The organism is Rhizobium sp. ZX09 (genome assembly GCF_017357485.1).
Lineage (GTDB): Bacteria > Pseudomonadota > Alphaproteobacteria > Rhizobiales > Rhizobiaceae > Agrobacterium > Agrobacterium pusense.
Genome location: NZ_CP031363.1, coordinates 1,582,308 through 1,603,331 on the forward strand (window position 1 = coordinate 1,582,308; position 21,024 = coordinate 1,603,331).

The 21,024-nt window shown below is 58.7% G+C and carries 24 protein-coding genes; 17 read left to right on the forward strand and 7 right to left on the reverse strand.

Features of this window, described 5'->3' with window-relative positions:
- The first annotated feature begins 47 nt into the window (after positions 1-47).
- From rpe to BTN45_RS07935, 8 genes are all read left to right on the forward strand, one after another.
- Complete coding sequence (gene rpe / locus BTN45_RS07900) at positions 48-725, forward strand: ribulose-phosphate 3-epimerase (RefSeq protein ID WP_022556481.1); 678 nt, start codon at positions 48-50, stop codon at positions 723-725.
- A gap of 60 nt (positions 726-785) precedes the next feature.
- The gene (locus tag BTN45_RS07905) at positions 786-1,292 is read left to right on the forward strand and encodes a hypothetical protein (RefSeq protein WP_077986216.1); all 507 of its coding nucleotides are present in this window, start codon (positions 786-788) and stop codon (positions 1,290-1,292) included.
- Between the two features lie 81 nt (positions 1,293-1,373).
- Positions 1,374-2,681, forward strand: coding sequence for an adenylosuccinate lyase (gene purB / locus BTN45_RS07910; protein ID WP_004442427.1), 1,308 nt, complete (start codon positions 1,374-1,376; stop codon positions 2,679-2,681).
- An 80-nt stretch (positions 2,682-2,761) separates the two neighbouring features.
- Complete coding sequence (locus BTN45_RS07915) at positions 2,762-3,325, forward strand: alpha/beta hydrolase (protein WP_004442428.1); 564 nt, start codon at positions 2,762-2,764, stop codon at positions 3,323-3,325.
- A 204-nt stretch (positions 3,326-3,529) separates the two neighbouring features.
- On the forward strand, positions 3,530-4,294 hold the full coding sequence (purC, locus tag BTN45_RS07920; RefSeq protein ID WP_004442430.1) for a phosphoribosylaminoimidazolesuccinocarboxamide synthase: 765 nt from the start codon (positions 3,530-3,532) through the stop codon (positions 4,292-4,294).
- Between the two features lie 54 nt (positions 4,295-4,348).
- The gene (gene purS, locus BTN45_RS07925; RefSeq protein ID WP_003507918.1) at positions 4,349-4,591 is read left to right on the forward strand and encodes a phosphoribosylformylglycinamidine synthase subunit PurS; all 243 of its coding nucleotides are present in this window, start codon (positions 4,349-4,351) and stop codon (positions 4,589-4,591) included.
- A gap of 19 nt (positions 4,592-4,610) precedes the next feature.
- Positions 4,611-5,282 (forward strand): phosphoribosylformylglycinamidine synthase subunit PurQ, encoded by a 672-nt coding sequence (gene purQ / locus BTN45_RS07930; RefSeq protein ID WP_004442432.1) that lies wholly within the window; start codon positions 4,611-4,613, stop codon positions 5,280-5,282.
- Between the two features lie 78 nt (positions 5,283-5,360).
- Positions 5,361-5,765, forward strand: a complete 405-nt coding sequence (locus BTN45_RS07935; RefSeq protein ID WP_112766784.1) for a hypothetical protein — start codon at positions 5,361-5,363, stop codon at positions 5,763-5,765.
- Between the two features lie 270 nt (positions 5,766-6,035).
- On the opposite strand, the gene BTN45_RS07940 is transcribed toward BTN45_RS07935, so the two are convergent.
- A complete protein-coding gene (locus BTN45_RS07940; RefSeq protein WP_004442436.1) occupies positions 6,036-6,341 on the reverse strand; it encodes a DUF1127 domain-containing protein in 306 nt (101 codons plus the stop codon).
- A gap of 93 nt (positions 6,342-6,434) precedes the next feature.
- On the opposite strand from BTN45_RS07940, the gene BTN45_RS07945 reads away from it, so the two are divergent.
- From BTN45_RS07945 to BTN45_RS07960, 4 genes are all read left to right on the forward strand, one after another.
- Complete coding sequence (locus BTN45_RS07945) at positions 6,435-7,853, forward strand: PLP-dependent aminotransferase family protein (protein WP_112766785.1); 1,419 nt, start codon at positions 6,435-6,437, stop codon at positions 7,851-7,853.
- Positions 7,854-7,960: 107 nt separating this feature from the next.
- On the forward strand, positions 7,961-8,545 hold the full coding sequence (locus tag BTN45_RS07950) for an acyloxyacyl hydrolase (protein WP_004442440.1): 585 nt from the start codon (positions 7,961-7,963) through the stop codon (positions 8,543-8,545).
- Between the two features lie 114 nt (positions 8,546-8,659).
- Positions 8,660-10,894, forward strand: a complete 2,235-nt coding sequence (gene purL, locus BTN45_RS07955) for a phosphoribosylformylglycinamidine synthase subunit PurL (protein WP_207587128.1) — start codon at positions 8,660-8,662, stop codon at positions 10,892-10,894.
- A 16-nt stretch (positions 10,895-10,910) separates the two neighbouring features.
- The gene (locus tag BTN45_RS07960) at positions 10,911-11,144 is read left to right on the forward strand and encodes a BolA family transcriptional regulator (RefSeq protein ID WP_003516012.1); all 234 of its coding nucleotides are present in this window, start codon (positions 10,911-10,913) and stop codon (positions 11,142-11,144) included.
- 117 nt (positions 11,145-11,261) lie between these two features.
- Here the strand turns inward: BTN45_RS07960 and BTN45_RS07965 are convergent, their stop codons facing one another.
- The gene (locus BTN45_RS07965; RefSeq protein ID WP_207587131.1) at positions 11,262-12,410 is read right to left on the reverse strand and encodes a hypothetical protein; all 1,149 of its coding nucleotides are present in this window, start codon (positions 12,408-12,410) and stop codon (positions 11,262-11,264) included.
- 110 nt (positions 12,411-12,520) lie between these two features.
- On the opposite strand from BTN45_RS07965, the gene BTN45_RS07970 reads away from it, so the two are divergent.
- From BTN45_RS07970 to BTN45_RS07980, 3 genes are all read left to right on the forward strand, one after another.
- Complete coding sequence (locus tag BTN45_RS07970; protein WP_004442452.1) at positions 12,521-12,769, forward strand: hypothetical protein; 249 nt, start codon at positions 12,521-12,523, stop codon at positions 12,767-12,769.
- A gap of 146 nt (positions 12,770-12,915) precedes the next feature.
- Positions 12,916-13,251, forward strand: coding sequence for a Grx4 family monothiol glutaredoxin (gene grxD, locus BTN45_RS07975; protein WP_004442454.1), 336 nt, complete (start codon positions 12,916-12,918; stop codon positions 13,249-13,251).
- A 137-nt stretch (positions 13,252-13,388) separates the two neighbouring features.
- Positions 13,389-14,597, forward strand: coding sequence for a multidrug effflux MFS transporter (locus BTN45_RS07980; RefSeq protein WP_006698780.1), 1,209 nt, complete (start codon positions 13,389-13,391; stop codon positions 14,595-14,597).
- A 221-nt stretch (positions 14,598-14,818) separates the two neighbouring features.
- Here the strand turns inward: BTN45_RS07980 and BTN45_RS07985 are convergent, their stop codons facing one another.
- The 5 genes from BTN45_RS07985 to rpsD all read right to left on the reverse strand — a co-directional run bounded on the left by BTN45_RS07985 (position 14,819) and on the right by rpsD (position 19,122).
- Positions 14,819-15,643: an inositol monophosphatase family protein gene (locus tag BTN45_RS07985; RefSeq protein WP_006698779.1), complete on the reverse strand. Its 825-nt coding sequence runs from the start codon at positions 15,641-15,643 to the stop codon at positions 14,819-14,821.
- Between the two features lie 30 nt (positions 15,644-15,673).
- On the reverse strand, positions 15,674-16,501 hold the full coding sequence (locus tag BTN45_RS07990; RefSeq protein WP_112554600.1) for an inositol monophosphatase family protein: 828 nt from the start codon (positions 16,499-16,501) through the stop codon (positions 15,674-15,676).
- Positions 16,502-16,517: 16 nt separating this feature from the next.
- Positions 16,518-17,444 carry a tRNA 2-thiocytidine(32) synthetase TtcA gene (gene ttcA, locus BTN45_RS07995; RefSeq protein WP_162699432.1) on the reverse strand — a complete coding sequence of 309 codons (927 nt, stop codon included), beginning with the start codon at positions 17,442-17,444 and terminating at the stop codon, positions 16,518-16,520.
- Between the two features lie 61 nt (positions 17,445-17,505).
- Positions 17,506-18,435 (reverse strand): glutaminase, encoded by a 930-nt coding sequence (locus BTN45_RS08000; RefSeq protein ID WP_137068784.1) that lies wholly within the window; start codon positions 18,433-18,435, stop codon positions 17,506-17,508.
- A gap of 69 nt (positions 18,436-18,504) precedes the next feature.
- Positions 18,505-19,122, reverse strand: a complete 618-nt coding sequence (rpsD, locus tag BTN45_RS08005) for a 30S ribosomal protein S4 (protein WP_004442465.1) — start codon at positions 19,120-19,122, stop codon at positions 18,505-18,507.
- A gap of 451 nt (positions 19,123-19,573) precedes the next feature.
- On the opposite strand from rpsD, the gene BTN45_RS08010 reads away from it, so the two are divergent.
- Together BTN45_RS08010 and BTN45_RS08015 are read left to right on the forward strand one after the other, a co-directional pair.
- On the forward strand, positions 19,574-20,557 hold the full coding sequence (locus tag BTN45_RS08010; protein WP_004442467.1) for a TerC family protein: 984 nt from the start codon (positions 19,574-19,576) through the stop codon (positions 20,555-20,557).
- Between the two features lie 224 nt (positions 20,558-20,781).
- A complete protein-coding gene (locus BTN45_RS08015; RefSeq protein WP_207587133.1) occupies positions 20,782-20,952 on the forward strand; it encodes a hypothetical protein in 171 nt (56 codons plus the stop codon).
- Positions 20,953-21,024 lie beyond the last annotated feature (72 nt).

Here is a 21,024-nt window from a genome sequence, read left to right on the forward strand (position 1 = left end):
ATGGTGTTAAAGGCAAACTTACGCAACGCGTCGAGAGGAGTTTGCCCATGTCCCTGCCCATCCGGATAGCACCGTCGATCCTGGCTTCCAATTTCGCCAAGCTCGGACAGGAAGTCGCCGATGTCACCGAGGCCGGCGCGGACTGGATTCATCTCGATGTCATGGACGGGCATTTCGTGCCGAACATTTCCTTCGGGCCTGATGTCATCAAGGCGCTTCGGCCGCACAGCAATGCCTTCTTCGATTGCCATTTGATGATCGCCCCCGTCGATCCCTATCTCGAAGCCTTTGCCAAGGCCGGCTGTGACAGCATCACGGTGCATGCGGAGGCCGGGCCCCACCTGCACCGCTCTCTTCAGACCATTCGCGGACTGGGCCTGAAGGCTGGCGTCACGCTCAACCCGGCAACGCCGCTTTCCGTTATCGAAAACGTTCTCGATGATGTCGACCTCGTGCTGATCATGAGCGTCAATCCCGGCTTCGGCGGCCAGAAATTCATTCCCGCCATGCTCGACAAGATCCGCGCAGCCAAGACGATGATCGGTCAGCGGCCGATCGAACTGGAAGTGGATGGCGGCGTGACGGCGCAGACCGCAGGCGATATCATCGCCGCCGGCGCCAATGCACTGGTAGCGGGCTCCGCAGTCTTCAAAGGCGATGGCGTGGAGGATTATCGCAAGACGATCGCCCTCCTGCGCACGGCCGCGGAAGCCGGACGGGTGTAATCCGTCACCGCCGAATACGGAAAGCCGGATGCGGCACAACGAGGCGTCGGGGGGAATGTCATGGAAAGCGGCATGCGGAATTTCCGCGACAGGGCTCTTCCAACATTGTTCATTCTGCTTGGCGCGCTTGGCTGGAGCGTTTGTTCAGCGGCGTCGGCCGCCATCGGCCTCTATGCCCGTAACAGGCTGGAAACCGATCACGTCGCCGATATCATCACGCTTTTCTTCACGGGCGGATTTTTCGGCTGGCTGCTGGCGCTGGCAGCATTGCGCGTTCTCCCTGCCTTAAAATCCCAACAATTGCGTCTTGCGACAGCATGTCTCGCAATCGCTTTCTTCACGCTCGCCGTGGCGGCAGCATTGTTCGCGTTCGAGTACCGCATCTTTTATGCGCAATGGCATGCGCCAACGTTTTCCCGCATCTGGTTTTTTCAGCAGCTTTTCACGTCGCTCGGTGCAGTCTACCAGTTCGTCGTTCTGGGACTTGGTCTTTATTTTCCCTTCGCCGCACTTCCGCTCGTGCCCGCAGGGGCAATGCTCTGCCGGCGTGCACCGCAAGCGGCGTAGGCATGCAGCTTGATAGATTGAGATTAGCGGAACACTTTGCTAAACGGGCAGCAAATTTCCTCTACTAAGAAAGTCATTGTCATGATCCCTCGTTACTCCCGGCCGGAAATGGTCGCCATCTGGTCGCCGGAAACAAAATTCCGCATCTGGTTCGAGATCGAGGCGCATGCCTGTGACGCGCTGGCCGAGCTCGGCGTGATCCCGAAGTCAGCAGCCCAGACCATCTGGGAAAAGGGCGGCAGCGCCACCTTCGACGTCGCCCGCATCGATGAGATCGAGGCCGTCACCAAGCATGACGTCATCGCCTTCCTCACCCATCTCGCAGAATTCGTCGGTCCCGACAGCCGTTTCGTGCATCAGGGCATGACCTCTTCCGACGTTCTCGACACCACGCTCAACATCCAGCTCGTGCGCGCCGCCGATCTGCTGCTCGCCGACATGGACCGGGTGCTCGCGGCTCTCAAGACCCGGGCCTTCGAACACAAGAACACGGTGCGCATCGGCCGCAGCCACGGCATCCATGCCGAACCGACGACGATGGGCCTCACCTTCGCCCGCTTCTACGCCGAGATGCATCGCAACCGTGAGCGCCTTGTGAATGCCCGTGCGGAAATCGCCACCGGCGCAATCTCCGGCGCTGTCGGCACCTTCGCCAATATCGACCCCCGCGTCGAAGAACATGTCTGCGAAAAGCTCGGGCTCATCCCCGAGCCGGTTTCCACGCAGGTCATCCCGCGTGACCGTCACGCCATGTTCTTCGCCACCCTTGGCGTCATCGCCTCGTCGATTGAAAACGTCGCCATCGAAATCCGCCACATGCAGCGCACCGAAGTTCTGGAAGCGGAAGAGTTCTTCTCTCCCGGCCAGAAGGGCTCGTCGGCCATGCCGCACAAGCGCAACCCGGTTCTCACTGAAAACCTCACCGGCCTCGCCCGTCTGGTGCGCATGTCGGTCGTCCCGGCCATGGAAAACGTTGCCCTCTGGCACGAGCGCGACATCAGCCACTCCTCCGTGGAGCGCGCCATCGGCCCCGACACGACGGTCACTCTGGACTTCGCATTGAACCGTCTGGCAGGCGTCATCGAAAAGCTGGTGATCTACCCGGACAACATGCTGAAGAACATGAACAAGTTCCGTGGTCTGGTGCATTCGCAGCGCGTTCTCCTGGCGCTGACGCAGGCTGGCGTATCGCGCGAAGACGCCTATCGTCTGGTCCAGCGCAATGCGATGAAGGTCTGGGAACAGGGTGCGGATTTCCTTGAGGAACTGCTGGGCGACGAGGAAGTGCGCGCTGCGCTCCCCGAAGAGGTCATCCGCGAAAAATTTGACCTCGGTTACCACACCAAGCATGTCGATACGATCTTCGCCCGCGTCTTCGGCAACGCCTGAGACTTGAGCTGAACCCGAGAGCTTGACGTTAATGCCGCCGCGACCTTGATCGCGGCGGCATCACAACACAGATATGGCGCATGAAAGTTTCAGAAGCAGATATCCTGATCGTCCCCGGTTATACCAATTCCGGCCCGGACCACTGGCAGAGCCGCTGGGAGCGCAAGCTCTCCACCGCCCGCCGTGTCGAGCAGGCGGAATGGTCGAAACCGGTGAAGGAAGATTGGGTCGCCAGGCTGGTAGAGGAGGTCAACGCCTCCACCAGGCCCGTCGTCCTCGTTGCCCATTCGCTTGGCGTTCCAACGGTGATCCACGCATTGCCTGAAATCGGCAAGAAGGTATCCGGCGCGCTTCTCGTTGCGCCGCCTGATGTCGCCAATCCCGAAATCAGGCCGAAGCATCTCATGACCTTCGGGCCTTACCCGCGCGATCCGCTGCCCTTTCCGGCGATCACCATCGCCAGCCGCAACGATCCCTTCGGCTCCTATGAACACGCCGACGACATCGCTGCTGCCTGGGGTTCGCTTTTGATCGATGCCGGCATGTCCGGCCACATCAATGCCGAGTCCGGGCACGGCCCGTGGCCGGAGGGCGGCATGGTCTTCGCGCAATTCCTGAGCCGCCTCAAAGGCGTCGAGCCATGACGAGAGCCGCCAACTGAAATCCGCATCGCCCCCGCCCCTGCCGCGGCCCGGTTTTGCGGATGAAACAGTTCGGCGGCCCTGTCACAAGAATTGAAGGGAAATATGCCAGCCGCATTGTAGAATGCACTCTTTTCCTTTATGGGACCGCTTCAAAGACCAAACGCAACGCCACCAGAATCGGCGTCAACCAAGAGACCTGCAATTATGAACCGTCGCCGCCGTATTTACGAAGGCAAGGCCAAGATCCTTTACGAGGGTCCGGAGCCAGGCACGCTTATCCAGTTCTTCAAGGACGATGCGACCGCCTTCAACAAGAAGAAGCATGAAGTCATCGACGGCAAGGGCGTGCTGAACAACCGTATCTGCGAATACGTCTTCACGCATCTGAACAAGATCGGCATTCCCACCCACTTCATCCGCCGCCTCAACATGCGCGAGCAGCTGATCAAGGAAGTGGAGATGATCCCGCTCGAGGTCGTCGTGCGCAATGTCGCCGCCGGCTCGCTTTCCAAGCGCCTCGGTATCGAGGAAGGCGTGGTGCTGCCACGCTCGATCATCGAGTTTTATTACAAGTCGGATGAGCTCGAAGACCCGATGGTCTCCGAAGAGCACATCACGGCTTTCGGCTGGGCCAACCCCGCCGAGCTTGACGACATCATGGCGCTCGCCATCCGCGTCAACGACTTCCTCTCCGGCCTGTTCCTCGGCGTCGGCATTCAGCTCGTCGATTTCAAGATCGAATGTGGCCGCCTCTTCGAAGGCGATATGATGCGCATCATCCTCGCCGACGAGATCTCGCCCGATAGCTGCCGTCTCTGGGACATCGAGACCCAGAAGAAGATGGACAAGGACCTCTTCCGACGCGATCTGGGCGGTCTTCTGGAAGCTTATTCCGAAGTGGCGCGCCGTCTCGGCATCATCAATGAAAACGAACCGATCCGCGGCACCGGTCCTGTTCTGGTAAAGTAATATCGGCTCGTGAAATAATATTGGCCTCGTAGGGTAAAATCAGGAGAAGATCAGGTGATCAAGGCACGGGTGACTGTTACGCTGAAGAACGGCGTTCTCGATCCGCAGGGCAAGGCAATCGAAGGCGCGCTTGGCAGCCTCGGTTTTGGTGGCGTCGGCCATGTCCGTCAGGGCAAGGTTTTCGATCTGGAACTGGAAGGCGCCGACAAGGCGAAGGCCGAAACCGATCTGAAGGCAATGTGCGAAAAGCTCTTGGCCAACACGGTCATCGAAAACTACGCCATCGCCATTCTCTAAGCTCCAGGAGCCGCCGTCCATGAAATCCGCTGTCGTCCAACTTCCCGGCCTCAACCGCGACCGCGACATGATCGCGGCTCTGACGAAAATTTCCGGTCAGGCGCCTGTCACCATCTGGCAGACGGAGACGGATATTCCCGATGTCGATCTGATCGTCATTCCCGGCGGCTTCTCTTATGGCGACTATCTGCGCTGCGGCGCGATTGCCGCCCGCATGCCTGTCATGCAGGCCATCCGCGAGAAGGCGGAAAAGGGCGTGAAGGTTCTCGGCGTCTGCAACGGCTTCCAGATTCTGGTCGAAGCCGGCATGCTGCCGGGCGCCCTGATGCGCAACGCCTCGCTGAAATTCGTCTGCCGCGAAGTGAAGCTCGAAGTCGCCAATAACGACACCGATTTCACCCGTGCTTACGACAAGGGCCAGATCCTGCGTTGCCCCGTCGCCCATCACGATGGCAACTACTTCCTCGATGCGGATGAGTTAAAATCGGTCGAGGGCAACGGCCAGGTCGTGTTCCGTTATGCCGAAGGCACCAACCCGAACGGCTCGCTGAACGACATTGCCGGCGTCATCAATGCCAAGGGCAACGTTCTCGGCATGATGCCGCATCCGGAAAACCTGATCGAAGCCGCCCATGGCGGCAATGACGGCCGCGGCCTCTTCGCTTCGGCGCTTGGCGTCATCGCAGCCTGACAGACGGGCGGGCTTTGAGCCCGCCTTTTTTGATGCCGGCTGACGGCGTCGTTTTGGCCCTCTCTTCTGGATGACCTGATGTCTTTTGCCCGTCGATCGAATACCCTCAAGGCGACCGGATTGTTTCTAGCTGCGGCGACCCTCGCTGCTTGTCAGCCGAAACCACAGCCGACAGCCTCGGTCTCCCGCGCCGCTCTCCCCACAATGGAACGGATAGCGCTCGGCGCGAATGCCTGCTGGTTCAAATCGGGGGATGCGGCTTTCAAGGCCTATCGTCTGGCTCCTGAACTCAATTCCTTCTCAGGCCGTCCGCGCATCCTGCTCGTGCCGCGCAACAGTCCGGAATCGCGGCCCATGCTGGTCGTTCAGGCTGAAGGCAACCCGGCAAAGCTCGACGCTTTTGGCCCGGTGATGAACGAGGCCATTTCCAGCCGCATCGCAACCGACGTCAAGCGCTGGGCGAATGGCGGCAACGGCTGCTGATCTCATCGTAGTATTCTAGCCCTGCATATCGGGCGAGACGTATCCGCGTTCCTCATTCCTGTGCTTGTCACAGGAATGAGAAGGGGAACGCTCGGCAAAAGGCAGACGCCGGCACAAGAAGCTCTTGCCACGTACCGTTTATCAATTTGCCGAAGCTGCTCTAAGGGACGTAAATAAAAAAACCCGCCAACGCCGGTTGGGAATGGCGTGGCGGGCTGCCGCACGGCTTGATGGCGCCGGGGAAAGAAGGCGCCGCTCTCCGGCAAAAAATTAAAGCGGCCGTGTTGGCCATGAAAAAAGCTGGGATTTCGCCGCTTCCTTCAGGGCTTCATCGCGCGTTACGCCGATATCTTCCAGAAGATCATCAGACAGTTCCCGCAAAGCGAGCCGTCCCTGCCGCTTCCGGTGCCAGTTGAACATGCCCGCAATCAGGCGACCAATTGGCGTGCTGGCGATCTTGGCCGGAAAAGGCGCCGGTGCGACCATGTCGCCGGCATCGCGGAACACGCGTTCCCGTTCGTAACCATCAGGATAGAGCGTATCCGCTGTCGAAAGGTATTGATCCATCTTGCGCATATTGCACCTATTGTCTCCGTGCGTTTGTCTTCATTGAATGCAGACAATAAATACAATTGACTTGCGAAGAGATACAATGCATAAATTGTCACCATGACAAATTGGCTTCCTGATCTCGCTGTGGGCGATGGCCCGATATATCTGCGCCTCGCCGACAGTATCGAGGGTGCAATTTCCGATGGCACCCTGCAGGCGGGCTCGAAATTGCCGCCGCAGCGCAACCTCGCTTATGACCTCGGCGTGACAATAGGTACAATCAGCCGGGCCTACGCGCTTATCCACGAGCGCGGCCTGGTCAGCGGCGAGGTCGGCCGCGGCACCTATGTCAATGAGCGCAAGACCCCGGCCCCCTCAGCGCCCATGGAGACGGTGGCGGCAGCCTTCGGCAGCACACGCCACGCTGTCGATAGCAGCGCCGAATTCCGGCTCAACACCACGGCGGCACCCGATGTCGGCCAGAGTGTGCTGATCGCCAGACATATCGAGGCTGTCGCCCGCGAACATGCTTACGACGTCACCAATTACGCCCGTTCCTTTCCTGACAACTGGTGCATGGCGGGCGCTCGCTGGCTTTCCCAGAACGGCTGGTCGCCAAAACCGGAAAACATCGTCTCGACGCTTGGCGCCCATGCGGCGGTGATGAGTGTGGTGACGGCCATGACCGCCCCGGGAGACCGTATCGTCTTCGAACCCGTGACCTATTCCCATATCAGCCGCAGCGCCACACTTGCCGGACGGCGGGTGACGCTGGTTGAAGCGGATGACAAGGGCATTGTCCCTGACGATTTCGAGCGCGTCTGCGCCCAGCAGCATCCCAAGATGATCTTCCTGATGTCCGCCGGCCAGAACCCGACCTGCGCCACGCTGCCAGAAGAGCGTCGCCGTGCGATAGCCGATATTGCCCGCCGGTATGGTGTCTGGGTGGTAGAGGACAATCTTTATGGCGCGATGACGCGTGAGGCGATCCCGCTGATTGCTGAATTTGCGCCCGACATTACCTTCGTCGTCGGCGGCCTGTCTAAATCCGTTGCCGCTGGCGTTCGTGGCGGCTGGGTCGCCTGCCCGGCGCAATATTCGTCGCGCATCCGCATTTCCCACTCGATGCTGACAGGCGGTCTGCCCTTCATGCTGGCCGAAGTGAATGCCCGCCTCGTCAACAGCGGTGACGCCGACGACATTCGCAAGGACTGTATAGCCGAGATCAACCAGCGGGAGGCGATTGCCCGGCGGGCCTTCGCCGGACTGGATTTCAATTCGCTGCCCGACATCGCCTTCCTGTGGCTGAGACTGCCCGAACCCTGGCTTTCCGGCACGTTCCGAAACGCGGCGATGAAAGAAGGCGTGCTGATAGATGACGAGGATGAGTTCAAGGCCGGCCGCACCGACAAGGTTTTCCATCGGGTGCGTGTCAGCCTTTCTGGTCCATCGAACCAGCAAGAGTTGACCCATGCCCTCGGCATCCTGCGCCACCTGCTCGACAACGGCTCGGCCGGTTACGAAAGCGTTGCCTAAGGGGCGGAGAGTCTTTCCTGCAACACCCGGCCTAATTCAGTAACTTATCATTTACCAAACCGACAAACCTGCCATCCTTTCCGCAATTCGAGGTGGGGAATGATTCGATGGCAGCATTCAATTCCACAGGTGTGAGGGCGTGTTTTGCGCTGGCGATCCTTCTTGCGGCATTGATCGGCATCATGCCCGCCACTGCTGCGGAAGGCACCGTCTTCGACGAATTGCGCTTCGGCGCAACCACCTCGATCTCCAATCACGACAATGGCGGTGAGGATGGCGTCTTTCCGGCCTTCACCGCCTATTTTGATCCCTTCGCCAGTGCATCTGCGGTAACGCTCGGCCAAAAACTCTCCCGCCCACGGCTACATATCGGTGGCGAGATCGGCACTGAGGGCTCGGCGAATACCATTTACGGCGGCGTCAACTGGACCTTCGATCTCAACCCGAAGATCTTTCTCGATTTCGGTTTTGGCGGCCTCTGGCACGATGGCAAGCTGAGAAACAGTGCCGGCGAAACCGGTGCGGAATTCGGCTGCCGGGTGCTTTTCCACGAATATGCGGCGGTCGGCTATCGTTTCGATAATAACTGGAATATTTCGACCCAGATCGAGCATGCATCACATGCCAATCTGTGCGATGGGCCCAATGACGGACTGACCCGCGTCGGCCTCATGGTCGGCTACAGGTTCTGAAGAAGCCAAGAAAGCAGCGTTTTGCGGGTAAAACCGCGCATTTTCCTGTCGCACCTTTGAGCCTCTTGCGCTAAAGAACCGGAAACTTCCCTCGGCTCGAACCGCGTGAGACCTATGTCGATTCCAAACTCCATCAAGATCACCCCGGAACTCGTTGCATCCCACGGGCTGAAGCCCGACGAATACCAGCGTATCCTCGACCTGATCGGACGGGAGCCGAGCTTTACCGAGCTCGGCATCTTCTCGGCCATGTGGAACGAGCACTGCTCCTATAAGTCGTCCAAGAAGTGGCTGAAGACCCTGCCCACCAAGGGACCACGCGTCATCCAGGGCCCCGGTGAAAATGCCGGCGTTGTGGATATCGACGATGGCGATTGCGTCGTCTTCAAGATGGAGAGCCATAACCACCCCTCCTATATCGAGCCCTATCAGGGTGCGGCGACCGGCGTCGGGGGTATCCTGCGTGACGTCTTCACCATGGGCGCGCGCCCGATTGCAGCCATGAACGCCCTGCGCTTCGGTGCGCCCGACCACCCGAAGACCCGCCATCTCGTGGCCGGCGTCGTTGCCGGTGTTGGCGGCTACGGCAACTCCTTCGGCGTGCCGACGGTTGGCGGCGAAGTGGAATTCGATCCGCGCTATAATGGCAACATCCTCGTTAACGCCTTTGCCGCCGGTCTTGCCAAGTCCGACGCGATCTTCCTTTCGGAAGCCAAGGGTGTGGGCCTGCCGGTGGTTTATCTCGGCGCAAAGACCGGCCGCGATGGCGTTGGCGGCGCGACCATGGCCTCTGCCGAATTCGATGAGTCCATCGAAGAAAAGCGCCCGACCGTTCAGGTCGGTGACCCCTTCACCGAAAAGTGCCTGCTGGAAGCCTGCCTTGAGCTGATGAAGACCGGCGCGGTCATCGCCATTCAGGACATGGGCGCCGCCGGCCTCACCTGCTCGGCCGTGGAAATGGGCGCCAAGGGCGACCTCGGCATCGAGCTTGACCTCAATGCCGTGCCGGTGCGCGAAGAGCGCATGACTGCCTATGAAATGATGCTGTCCGAAAGCCAGGAGCGCATGCTCATGGTTCTCGAGCCCTCCAAGGAAGAAGTCGCCAAGGCGATTTTCGTGAAATGGGGTCTGGACTTCGCCATCGTCGGCAAGACCACCGACGACCTGCGTTTCCGCGTCATTCACAACGGCGAGGAAGTCGCCAACCTGCCGATCAAGGAACTGGGCGATCAGGCTCCGGAATATGACCGCCCGTGGACGCCCGCGAAGGTGCCCGCCCCGCTTGCAGAAAACGACGTCCCCGCTGCCGATATCGCCGATGCGCTGGTATCGCTCGTCGGTTCGGCCAACAATTCTTCGCGCCGCTGGGTCTACGAGCAGTATGACACGCTGATCCAGGGCAATTCCCTGCAGCTGCCGGGCGGCGACGCCGGTGTGGTGCGCGTCGAAGGCCATGACAAAAAGGCGCTAGCCTTCTCCTCCGACGTTACTCCGCGCTACGTCGAGGCCGACCCCTTCGAAGGCGGCAAGCAGGCCGTGGCCGAATGCTGGCGCAACATTACCGCAACCGGCGCCCTGCCGCTCGCGGCCACCGACAACCTGAATTTCGGCAACCCGGAAAAGCCCGAAATCATGAGCCAGCTGGTTCATGCCATCAAGGGCATCGGCGAAGCCTGCCGCGTGCTGGAATTCCCGATCGTTTCCGGCAACGTCTCGCTCTACAACGAGACCAATGGCCAGGCGATCCTGCCCACCCCAACCATCGGCGGCGTCGGCCTGCTGAAGGATTGGGGCCGCATGGCGCGCATTCGCTTCGCCGCCGCTGACGAAGCGGTGCTGCTTGTCGGCGCACCTGCCGGCCTCGGTACCCACATCGCGCAGTCGGTGTACATGCGTGATATCCATGGCCGCACCGATGGCCCTGCCCCGCATGTCGATCTGGCCGCCGAAAAGAAGAACGGCGATTTCGTGCGTGGCATCATCACGGATGGCCTCGCCACCGCCGTTCACGATTGCTCCTCGGGAGGTCTGGCGCTCGCAGTTGCCGAAATGGCGATTTCCTCCGGAATCGGCGCGACCATCGATGCGGTCGAAGGCCACAACCCGGTCCTCACCTTCTATGGCGAAGATCAGGGTCGTTACGTGCTCACCGTGAAGAAAACCGATCTCGACAAGGTACTGGGTGCTGCGAAGGCAGCCGGCGTTTCCTGCGCCAACATCGGCGTTACCGGTGGTTCCACCGTAAAGCTGGGCACGGCGCGCGCCGTCGAGATTAAAGAATTGCACTCGGCCTATGAATCGTGGTTCCCTCAGTTCATGGACGGCGAAACTCTAGTCGCCGCAGAATGAATTAAGGAGAAACACCATGCCCATGAAACCCGGCGACATTGAAGACATGATTAAGGCGGGAATTCCCGGGGCAAAGGTCACGATCCGCGATCTGGCCGGTGATGGCGATCATTACGCGGCGGAAGTCGTGGCAGATGCATTCAAGGGCAAGACCCGCGTGCAGCAGCACCAGATGGTCTATGACGCGCTGAAGGGCAATATGGGCGGCGTCCTGCATGCCCTTGCCCTGCAGACCTCGGCGCCCGAATGATGACTGAGATCACCGGTCTCTGTCCCATCGGCTGAAAGACCTGACGGCTGAAGAATAAAGAAAGGCCCGCGTGATAGTCCCACGCGGGCCTTTTCATATTCGACGTTATCGAAACCTCTAAAGAGCAGGCGGCGTTTGTGACTCGAGATCGGCAAATGAGTCGGCTGGCAGAGGCCCGGCCGTCAGCAGGGTAAAGTCGTAACCGGACCTGCGATCAGGCCCGAGAACATATTGCCGGTGCATTCTGAGGAAATTCCGCTTGTTCTTCTTGTAACGCTCCGGTGAAAGCGAATGCTTGAAGCGGATCGGCACGATTTTCGGTTGCGGCGCATCGCCATGACCGGTCAGCGCCACCGTGTTGCAACGATATAGATGGATCGGATCTGTGAGACACTGGATATCGAACCATGTCACCCCAGGGTGACGTGCTATGACGCCAATGCTCTGACGAAGCCGCACGGCGCTCGACAGAAACGCGCATTGCAGGGCCGCCCCACCCAGCGTTGCGAAAGACAACTTCCGTCCATCCAGTGCCTCCGGCTTCAGCTCCAGCACGCGGCCGATGACCGCGAGGGCCAAGCTGGCGCCCATGCTGTGCGAGACCACCAGAACCTCATCCGAAGACTGCTCCAGCGCCGTCAGAACAAGCGCTGCCTTCTCTTCGATCCAGCCTCGGGCAATCGGCTCGTCGCGGCCGACTGCGAGTGCGAACCGCCAGTCCGCATAAAGATGCAGGGTGTGAAAGCGCTCGGCAAACGGCAGGAAAGCCTTGGTGAAAAACAGGGCCGCAGCCGGAAGGCTGACCACCAGCAGCCACAGCGGTAAGGCGAAAAGCCAGGGCGACAGGCCAATCACCGCCGCAAGCACGCCACCGGCAAGCATCAGCAGGAACGGAAAAATAAAGAACAGCCCAAAACGCCATGCATGGCGGAAGTAGCGCGCCGCGCCCCCCTCACCGATAATGCCCGCTCCCGCCTTGAAGCCCCGCCAGATCTGCCGCCAGACCGGCGCATTCCGCAATTGTGAGATGACGGCATTATGATCATAGACGATGATGTCCGAACGCGTCCGCCAATCGCCTGACGAGGATTCCACGGTGAATGTTTCGCCGCCCGGCCTGTTCTCCAGCGGCCCCACCGCATAATCGACGGCCCATGTTTTTCCTGCCAGCGCGGCGGCACGCTGATAACGCAGATGATGGGCAGCGGCATCAAGCGGATCGAAACCCGGGAAATAAAGGACAAGTCGTGACGTGACGGTCGGCATGCATAAACCTTCGGGCTGGAGGCACCCGAAAGGATCGCTTGATACAGTGGGTGATGCACGTATAGTAAAAATCGCGACGGAAATATGATTTATTTAAAGGCGGAGAAAATTTGTCTGGCATCGTCGATCAACTGATAAACGGCGTCGTCAAGGGCGCTTTGTCGGAAGTCCTGACCAAGACCGGCATCCGCAAGACGCGCCGCGCACGCCGAACGAAAAGCACCGGTTCTCTCGCCGGCGGTATTGTCGGCTCCGTTCTGGAAGCCGCAATCAAGGCCGCAGTCAAACCGAAGCCGGCCAAAAAACAGGTCAGCAAAAGACGCACCGCCGCCGCGCGCAGCCGGCAGAGATATCGCTAGGCGTCGGAAGACCGTTTTTTGGCGCGTTATGCGTTGCAGGAGGCACGCATTTTTTCCTTCCGACGGGTGGAAATCGCGCCACGACATGTTATTTAGAGGCTAACAGAAAGCAGCGGCCTTGAACCGCATGTGAAAGGAATAGGCCTATGAGCGGCATTCACGACATGATCGACAGCGAAGTGAAGAGCAACGACATCGTTCTTTTCATGAAGGGCACCCCGCAATTCCCGCAATGCGGTTTTTCCGGCCAGGTGGTACAGATCCTCGATTATCTCGGAGTCGACTACAAGGGCATCAATGTGCTTGCCGATGCCGACATCCGTCAGGGCATCAAGGACTATTCCAACTGGCCGACGATCCCGCAGCTCTACGTCAAGGGTGAGTTCGTTGGCGGCTGCGACATCGTGAGAGAGATGTTCCAGTCCGGCGAATTGCAGAGCCACTTCCAAGAACAGGGTATCAGCGTCCGCGGCGCGGCCTGATTTCGGCCGGTTCATCCGGCCCACCCTGATTGTCAGAAATTTATGCCAGGCGTTGCTTCATGCAACGCCTTTGCCGTTCTTTTTGGGGCAATCCTGTGACAAATCTTTCACAATCCACCGCTTCGCGCGCAGGCTCGATGGGGCGTACGGAATTCATTGCGCTGGCCGCAATGCTGATGGCGTTGAACGCGCTCGCCATCGATATCATGCTGCCCGGGCTTCAGGAAATCGGCGCCTCGCTGGGCGTCGAGAATGAAAACCATCGCCAATATGTCATTTCGGCCTACCTTCTCGGTTTCGGCGTCGCCCAGCTTCTCTATGGGCCGATCTCGGACCGTTTCGGTCGCCGCAAGCCGATGCTCTTTGGTCTCGCGATCTACATCGTTTCAGCGCTTGCGGTCGTTTTTGTGCCGTCCTTCTCCGGCCTGCTGCTCCTGCGTTTCATTCAGGGCATCGGTTCTGCGGCAACACGCGTCATCACCATCTCGATCGTCCGCGACATCTATGGCGGCCGCCAGATGGCTGAAGTCATGTCGCTGATTATGATGGTTTTCATGGTCGTTCCGGTCATCGCGCCCGGCACTGGCCAGATCGTGCTCTTCTTCGGAAACTGGCACCTTATCTTTGCCTTCATGGCCGGCATCGCTGCCGTGGTAACGGCCTGGATGTATTTCCGCCTGCCTGAGACCCTGCATCCGGACGATGTCCGCCCTTTCACCGCCCGTTCGGTGCTCGGCGGTTTCAAGATCGTGCTCACCAACCGCATTGCGCTTTGCTACACGCTCTCCAGCACCTTCATCTTCGGTGCGCTGTTCGGCTTCATCAATTCCGCTGAACAGGTCTACAAGGGCATTTACGGCCTCGGTCCATGGTTCGCGGCGGCATTTGCCGGCGTCGCCCTGTTCATGGCCTTTTCGTCCTTCATCAATGCGAGGCTTGTTGGAAGGTTCGGCATGCGCAAGCTGTCGCACGGGTCGCTGCTCGGCTTCATCGCCATCACCTTCATCTGGCTTGTGGTGCAGGTGCTGGGACCGGATCCGATGCCTTTCGCCATCTTCATCGTGTTCTTCGCGCTTGCCATGTTCCAGTTCGGCTGGATCGGCTCGAACTTCAACTCGCTGGCCATGGAACCACTTGGCCATGTCGCCGGCACGGCCTCCTCGGTGATCGGCTTCATGGGAACCATTGGCGGTTCGCTGATCGGCGCCGCCATCGGCCAGGCTTTCGATGGTACCGCACTGCCAATGGTGGCAGGTTTCTTCGTCGTCTCCATCATCGGCCTGATCTTTGTACTGATCGGCGAAAAGGGTGTGTTATTTCATGCCCACAACAAGCCGATCCGCTAAGGGACGTGGAAAAATAAAAGGGCGCGGAATTCTGTTCCGCGCCCTTTTTTGTTTGCTGGTGGGTCTCGCCGACGGCCGTTACCCCGGAGCTGATCCGGGGTTCAGCCAGCCCAAGTCCTTGGGCTGAAAAAGGTCCTTCCGCCGCGCAGACGCGCCGCAGCTGGATGCCGGATCAAGTCCGGCATGACGGTGAAGGTTGTGCACCCCACAAATCCGGAGCCTCAGACCGTGAAAATCTTCTCGCGCAGCAATTCCCACGTCTCCTGATTAGGCGCCAGCAGCAGCCCGCCATCCACATGGCGTGGCAGATAAGGCGAGCCATCAAGGCGGGCGGCATAGGCGCCCGATTCCTGCGAGATCAATGTGCCGGCCAAGTGGTCCCAGGGCATCAGCTTGTTATACATCAGGAAATGCATGTGGCCGCCGCAAAACAGGCGATACTCATGCGCGGCGCAGCGATAGCTGGTGAAGAGCCGCACATCGGCCAGGTTCACCAGAATCTTGCGGCGCGTCTCCACGTCGAAATAACCGGTATTGGCGATACCCACCATCTGCGACAGTTCCGGCGCCGGCACGACCGACATCTGCGTCTGCGCGCCATCGGCGCTGCACAGCCATGCGCCGGAGCCCTTTTCGGCAATGGCCCAGTCATTGCCCATGGGATCGAAGATCAGGCCGGCGACAGTCTCGCCCTTGGAGATGACGCTCATCATCACGCCGAAAAGCGGCAGGCCGGACGCAAAATTATAGGTGCCATCGATCGGATCGACCACGACAGCCAGATCGGCATCGGCAAGCTTGCCAAGCAGCGAAGCATCGGCCGCCACAGCCTCCTCGCCGATGAACAGAGCATCCGGCATGATCTCCTGCACGCGGGCGCGGATCAACCGCTCTGCGGCCTCGTCAGCCTCGGTAACCAGGTCGATCGCTTCGGTCTTGATCCTGACGTCGCCATCGCCCAGATTGCGGAACCTCGGCAGGATTTCAACCGCAGCAGCCTCCTGAAGCGCATTGGCAAGAGAGGCGATGTCGAGTTCGAGAGCCATGGGCGAGATCCTTCCATTTGAGCATAAATCTTATAAGGCGACGATTTCCCGCCGCAGCATCTTCCAGCTTTCCTTGTCGGGAGCAGAAAGTATGCCCCCGGTCGTCTGGCCGGGCCGATAGGGCGTGTTGTCGAAACGCGCCGTGTAGCCACCCGCTTCCTGATGGATGAGCACGCCTGCAAGGTGATCCCATGGCATCAGCTTTTCATGGCCGATGAAATGGAGATTGCCGGCGGAAGCGAGCCAATATTCATGTGCGGAGCAGTTAAGCGACAATGCCATCTTTATCTTCGCCATATTGGCGGCGATCACCGGCCGGCGATCCGGATGGCTGTGACCCCAAGAAAAGAGGCCGACCATGTCGGACAGTGGCGCGGGATCGGCAACCTTCAGCTTTGCCTGCGATCCGTTCTTGCGGTTGAGATAAGCGCCCTCGCCTTTCAGACCAATGACGGTGTCCCCCATGACGGGATCGTGGATAAGTCCAGCCACGGTCTCACCCTTGACGGTGACCGCGAGCAGCGTACCGAAGGCGGGAAAGCCGGAAGCGTAATTGAAGGTGCCGTCGATGGGATCGATCACGAAGGCAAGCGGCGCGTCGGCAAGGGCGGGAATGACGGAATGATCCGCGTCATAGGCCTCTTCGCCAACAATATGCGCCTTTGGAAACCGCTCGAGCAGCGCTGCGGTTATCAGCTTTTCGGCCAGAACATCCGCCTCGGTGACGAGATCGACGGCGGATGTCTTTTCGGAGATGGCGCCAGCGCTCAGGTTCCTGAAGCGGGGCATGATTTCATCCGTACCGGCTGCGGCAACGGTGGCAACGAGGAAATCGATATCTTTATCGGAAAGGGTCATCGCGCGGGGCACTTCTTCATAAGGGAGGGTGGGCCTCCCTAGGCTCTTCAGATGACGCCCCCGTGACAGAAAGCGCCGAAAAATCAAAAAGTCTGGGGTCGAGGAGATGGGAAGGGTTCACATGTGCCAGCGCCCGCAGCATCACATCCTTCCGACCGGGCATACGCCGCTCGATATCCGCCAGCATTTCCTTCATGGCGTTGCGCTGAAGCCCGTCCTGCGAGCCGCAAAGGTCGCAGGGAATGATCGGAAATTCCATCGCCGCCGCAAATTTCGCCATGTCTTCTTCGGCGCAATAGGCAAGCGGGCGCATGACCATCAGGTCACCCTCGTCATTCAAAAGCTTTGCCGGCATGCCGGCCAGACGTCCGCCATGGAAGAAGTTCATGAAGAAGGTCTCGAGAATATCCTCGCGGTGATGGCCGAGCAGCAGCGCGTCGCAGCCCTCCTCCCGCGCGATGCGGTAAAGATTGCCGCGCCTGAGCCGCGAACAGAGCGAACAGTAAGTGCCGCCGGCGGGCACCTTCTCCTTCACCACCGAATAGGTGTCGCGATATTCGATGCGATGGGCAACGCCGATCTTCGCCAGATACTCCGGTAAGACATGCTTGGGGAAATTAGGCTGGCCCTGATCCAGATTGCAGGCGATCAGTTCAACGGGCAGCAGGCCGCGCCATTTGAGATCGAGCAGCAGCGCCAAAAGCCCGTAGCTGTCCTTGCCACCGGAAAGGCCGACTAGCCAGCGCTTCTGGCCTTTCAGCATGTCGAAATCTTCAAAGGCCTGACGCACATTGCGCAGCAGCCGCTTGCGCAGCTTGTTGAAGGAGACGGAACGCGGTGCATTGTCAAATAGCGGATGCGAACTGCCAGCTTCTTCCGGCGATTCCTGATCTGCCACGATCTTTTCCGCGATGTCATCGACCCTGGTGAGAATATTCATCATCCGCTCGCTCCGGCACGACTGCCGTTATCCATGCAGGCAATGCTCCCATCCGCCCGGAAGATCAAGCCCCGAATACCGACCAACCTGTTTTCGTCGCCAGCATTTCCAGCGCATGTGACCCGAGCGCCGAGTTGCCGACCTTGTTGAGGCCCGGCGACCAGACCGCGATCGATGCCTTGCCGGGTGCCACCGCCATGATGCCGCCGCCGACGCCGCTCTTGCCCGGCAGGCCAACATGATAGGCGAAATCGCCCGACCCGTCATAATGACCGCAGGTCAGCATCAGCGCATTGATGCGCCTTGCGCGGCGGTCCGACACGACGGTATGCCCCGTCAACGGGTTGCGGCCGCGATTGGCCAGAAACAGGGCGGCGCGGGATAGCTGCGCGCAGGTCATGGAAAGCGCGCACTGATGGAAATAGACCCCGAGCGTATATTCCACGGGGTGATACAGATTGCCGAAGGAGCGCATGAAATTGGCGAGCGCGAAATTACGGAAACCCGTCGCCTGCTCGGATTTCGCCACCGTATCGTCGATGCTGATCGTGTCATCATCAGCGAGATACCGCACGAAGCGCAGGAGCTCGCCGATCGCCTCGCGCGGCTGATGGCCGGACAAAACGATATCGGTCACCACGATCGCCCCGGCATTCACGAAGGGGTTGCGGGGAATTCCGTGCTCGTGCTCCAGCTGGACTATGGAGTTGAAGGACGATCCCGACGGTTCGCGACCCACCCGGTTCCATACCGTCTCACCGGCCTTGCCGAGCGCCAGCGTCAGCATGAAGACCTTGGAAATGCTCTGGATCGAAAACGGCGTCAGCGCATTGCCAGCCGTATAAGTCGTTCCATCGACCGTGGTGATGGCGATGCCGAACTGATTGGGATCGACCTTGGCGAGTTCGGGAATGTAATCCGCAACCTTCCCCTCGCCCAGTCTCGGCAGCATGCTGTCATGGATGGAATCGACGATACCCTGAATGTCCTGCATGCAAAGCCTTCCCCAGCAAACAAAAAAGCCGCCCCGAAGGGCGGCTTCCTGAATACTGAAACGCGTCGATTAACGCGAGTAGAATTCGACGACCAGATGCGGTTCCATGACGACCGGGTAAGGAACGTCGGAGAGCGACGGAACGCGAGCGTAGGTCGCAACCATCTTGTTGTGGTCAACTTCGATGTAGTCAGGAACGTCGCGTTCAGCGAGCTGAACGGCTTCCAGAACTGTTACGAGCTGCTTGGACTTCTGGCGAACTTCGATAACGTCGCCCGGCTTGCAGCGGTAAGAACCGATGTTGACGCGAACGCCGTTAACCGTGACGTGGCCATGGTTGATGAACTGGCGCGACGCGAAAACGGTCGGAACGAACTTGGCGCGGTAGACGATGGCGTCCAGACGCGACTCGAGCAGGCCGATCAGGTTTTCAGAGGTATCGCCCTTGCGACGGTTTGCTTCGTCGAAAGTAGCGCGGAACTGCTTTTCGCGCAGTTCGCCGTAGTAGCCCTTGAGCTTCTGCTTGGCGCGCAGCTGCGTGCCGAAGTCGCTCATCTTGCCCTTGCGGCGCTGGCCGTGCTGGCCCGGGCCGTATTCGCGGCGGTTAACCGGGGACTTCGGACGGCCCCAGATGTTTTCGCCCATGCGGCGGTCGATTTTGTACTTAGCCGATTCGCGCTTGCTCATCGTATTTCCTTCTCAAAGGTTTATACCGGCTTGTTGCCAAACCGGGTTAAGGAAACACGCCCTCCTCTGAGGCCCGTTGCAGGGCCTCTGACAGGCTTCTCACATGCGAATGGAGAAACCACGGGACATGTCGGTGATATTGACCGCCGAACGTCAGTTCTTAAACTGCAGGGCAGTCAACAAAACACACCGGACATCACTGCCCGGCGTTGGGGCGGCTTCTACAGAGCTTTCACGGTTTTGTCAAACAAGGCCTTTCGCTTTTTTCTAAAGCCTGCCCTTGAAAAGCAAAAGCGCCCACCCATCTCTCCATCGTGATCAGAACTCGGGCCCCTCTGGCGTGTTACCGGACAACACGTGATGTCGAGTTTGTTAAGGTTGGGGCCCACGTATATTCTTGACACACGTTCCCCATCCGTAAAGCCAACCTCGTCCGGCTAAAGGTTGACTGATGGACTTTCTTCTATCGGATTTTCTCGGCACACCCACCTGGATGTGGGGTGTCTTTATTTCTCTTGTCCTTGGCCTGCTCGCGCTCGATCTCGGCGTACTTCATAAGAATTCCAAGGAAATCGGCGTTCGTGAAAGCCTGCTGATGTCAGGCTTCTATATTGCCATCGGCCTCGCCTTTGGTGGCTGGATTTGGTATCAGTCCGGCCAGCAGTCCGCCATGGAATATGTCACGGGCTTCGTGGTCGAAAAAAGCCTGGCGATGGACAATATCTTCATCATCGCCATGATCTTCTCCTATTTTGCCATTCCGCGCCAATACCAGCACCGCGTGCTGCTCTGGGGTATCCTCGGCGTTATCGTCCTGCGCGGCATCATGATTGCCGGCGGCGCGGCCATCGTCGAAAACTTCCACTGGGTGCTTTACCTCTTTGCGGCCTTCCTCGTCTTTACCGGCCTCAAGATGCTGTTTTCCTCCGACCATGACGAGAACGACATCGGCAACAACCGCATCCTGAAATTCCTGCGCAGTCACCTGCCGGTGACAAACAGGCTGCATGGCGAAAAGTTCTTCGTCAAGGAAACCGATGAGACAACCGGAAAACTGAAGACCTTCGTGACGCCGCTCTTCCTGGCGCTCATCATGGTCGAAATCGCCGACCTCATCTTTGCCGTCGATTCGATCCCGGCGATCTTCGCGATCACCACCGATCCCTTTATCGTCTATACCTCGAACATCTTCGCGATCCTCGGCCTGCGCGCCCTCTATTTTGCGCTTGCCGCCCTGATCCACCGCTTCGCCTATCTGAAATATGCATTGGCTGCGGTTCTGGTCTTTGTCGGTTCCAAGATTTTCGTGGCCGACATGCTCGGCATCGCCAAGATCCCGCCGGCTGTTTCGCTCGGCGTCACCGTCGCCATTCTCGTCACCGGCGTCGTCGGTTCGCTGATCGCGACACGCAAGGAAGCGAAGGCCATCGAGTAATTACACGCGCGAAGGAGGCAGAAAAGCTGCCTCCTTCGTAAAATTTTTAAGAACTATTCTCCTTGGTTACTTTATTGAGATGAAATATTACCGCGACGCGTCACGTACTTTTTCGCAATTATTGGAAAAAACCTGATAAAATATCTTGAAGCAGTTTAAATAAACTATATTTCTTTGAGGCAAGAATAGAAAAGGATATCGCAAAATCAATAATAGAATTATCAATGTCCATTGACACAATTCTGGGGGAAATGTTCGAATGCATAGAAAAAATATCTGATGAAAAAATTAAATTGACACTCAATAAATCAGCAAATGATTTAATGGGATATGTTGCAAGAGACCTTATATTTCCCTTGATTGAAATACATCCTGACTTGAATCCTGATCGTTGATTGGTCGATAGTTCACCTGGGATTTAAATCGATAATTATGCGTATCCTACTACGGTATATTATCTCGACATA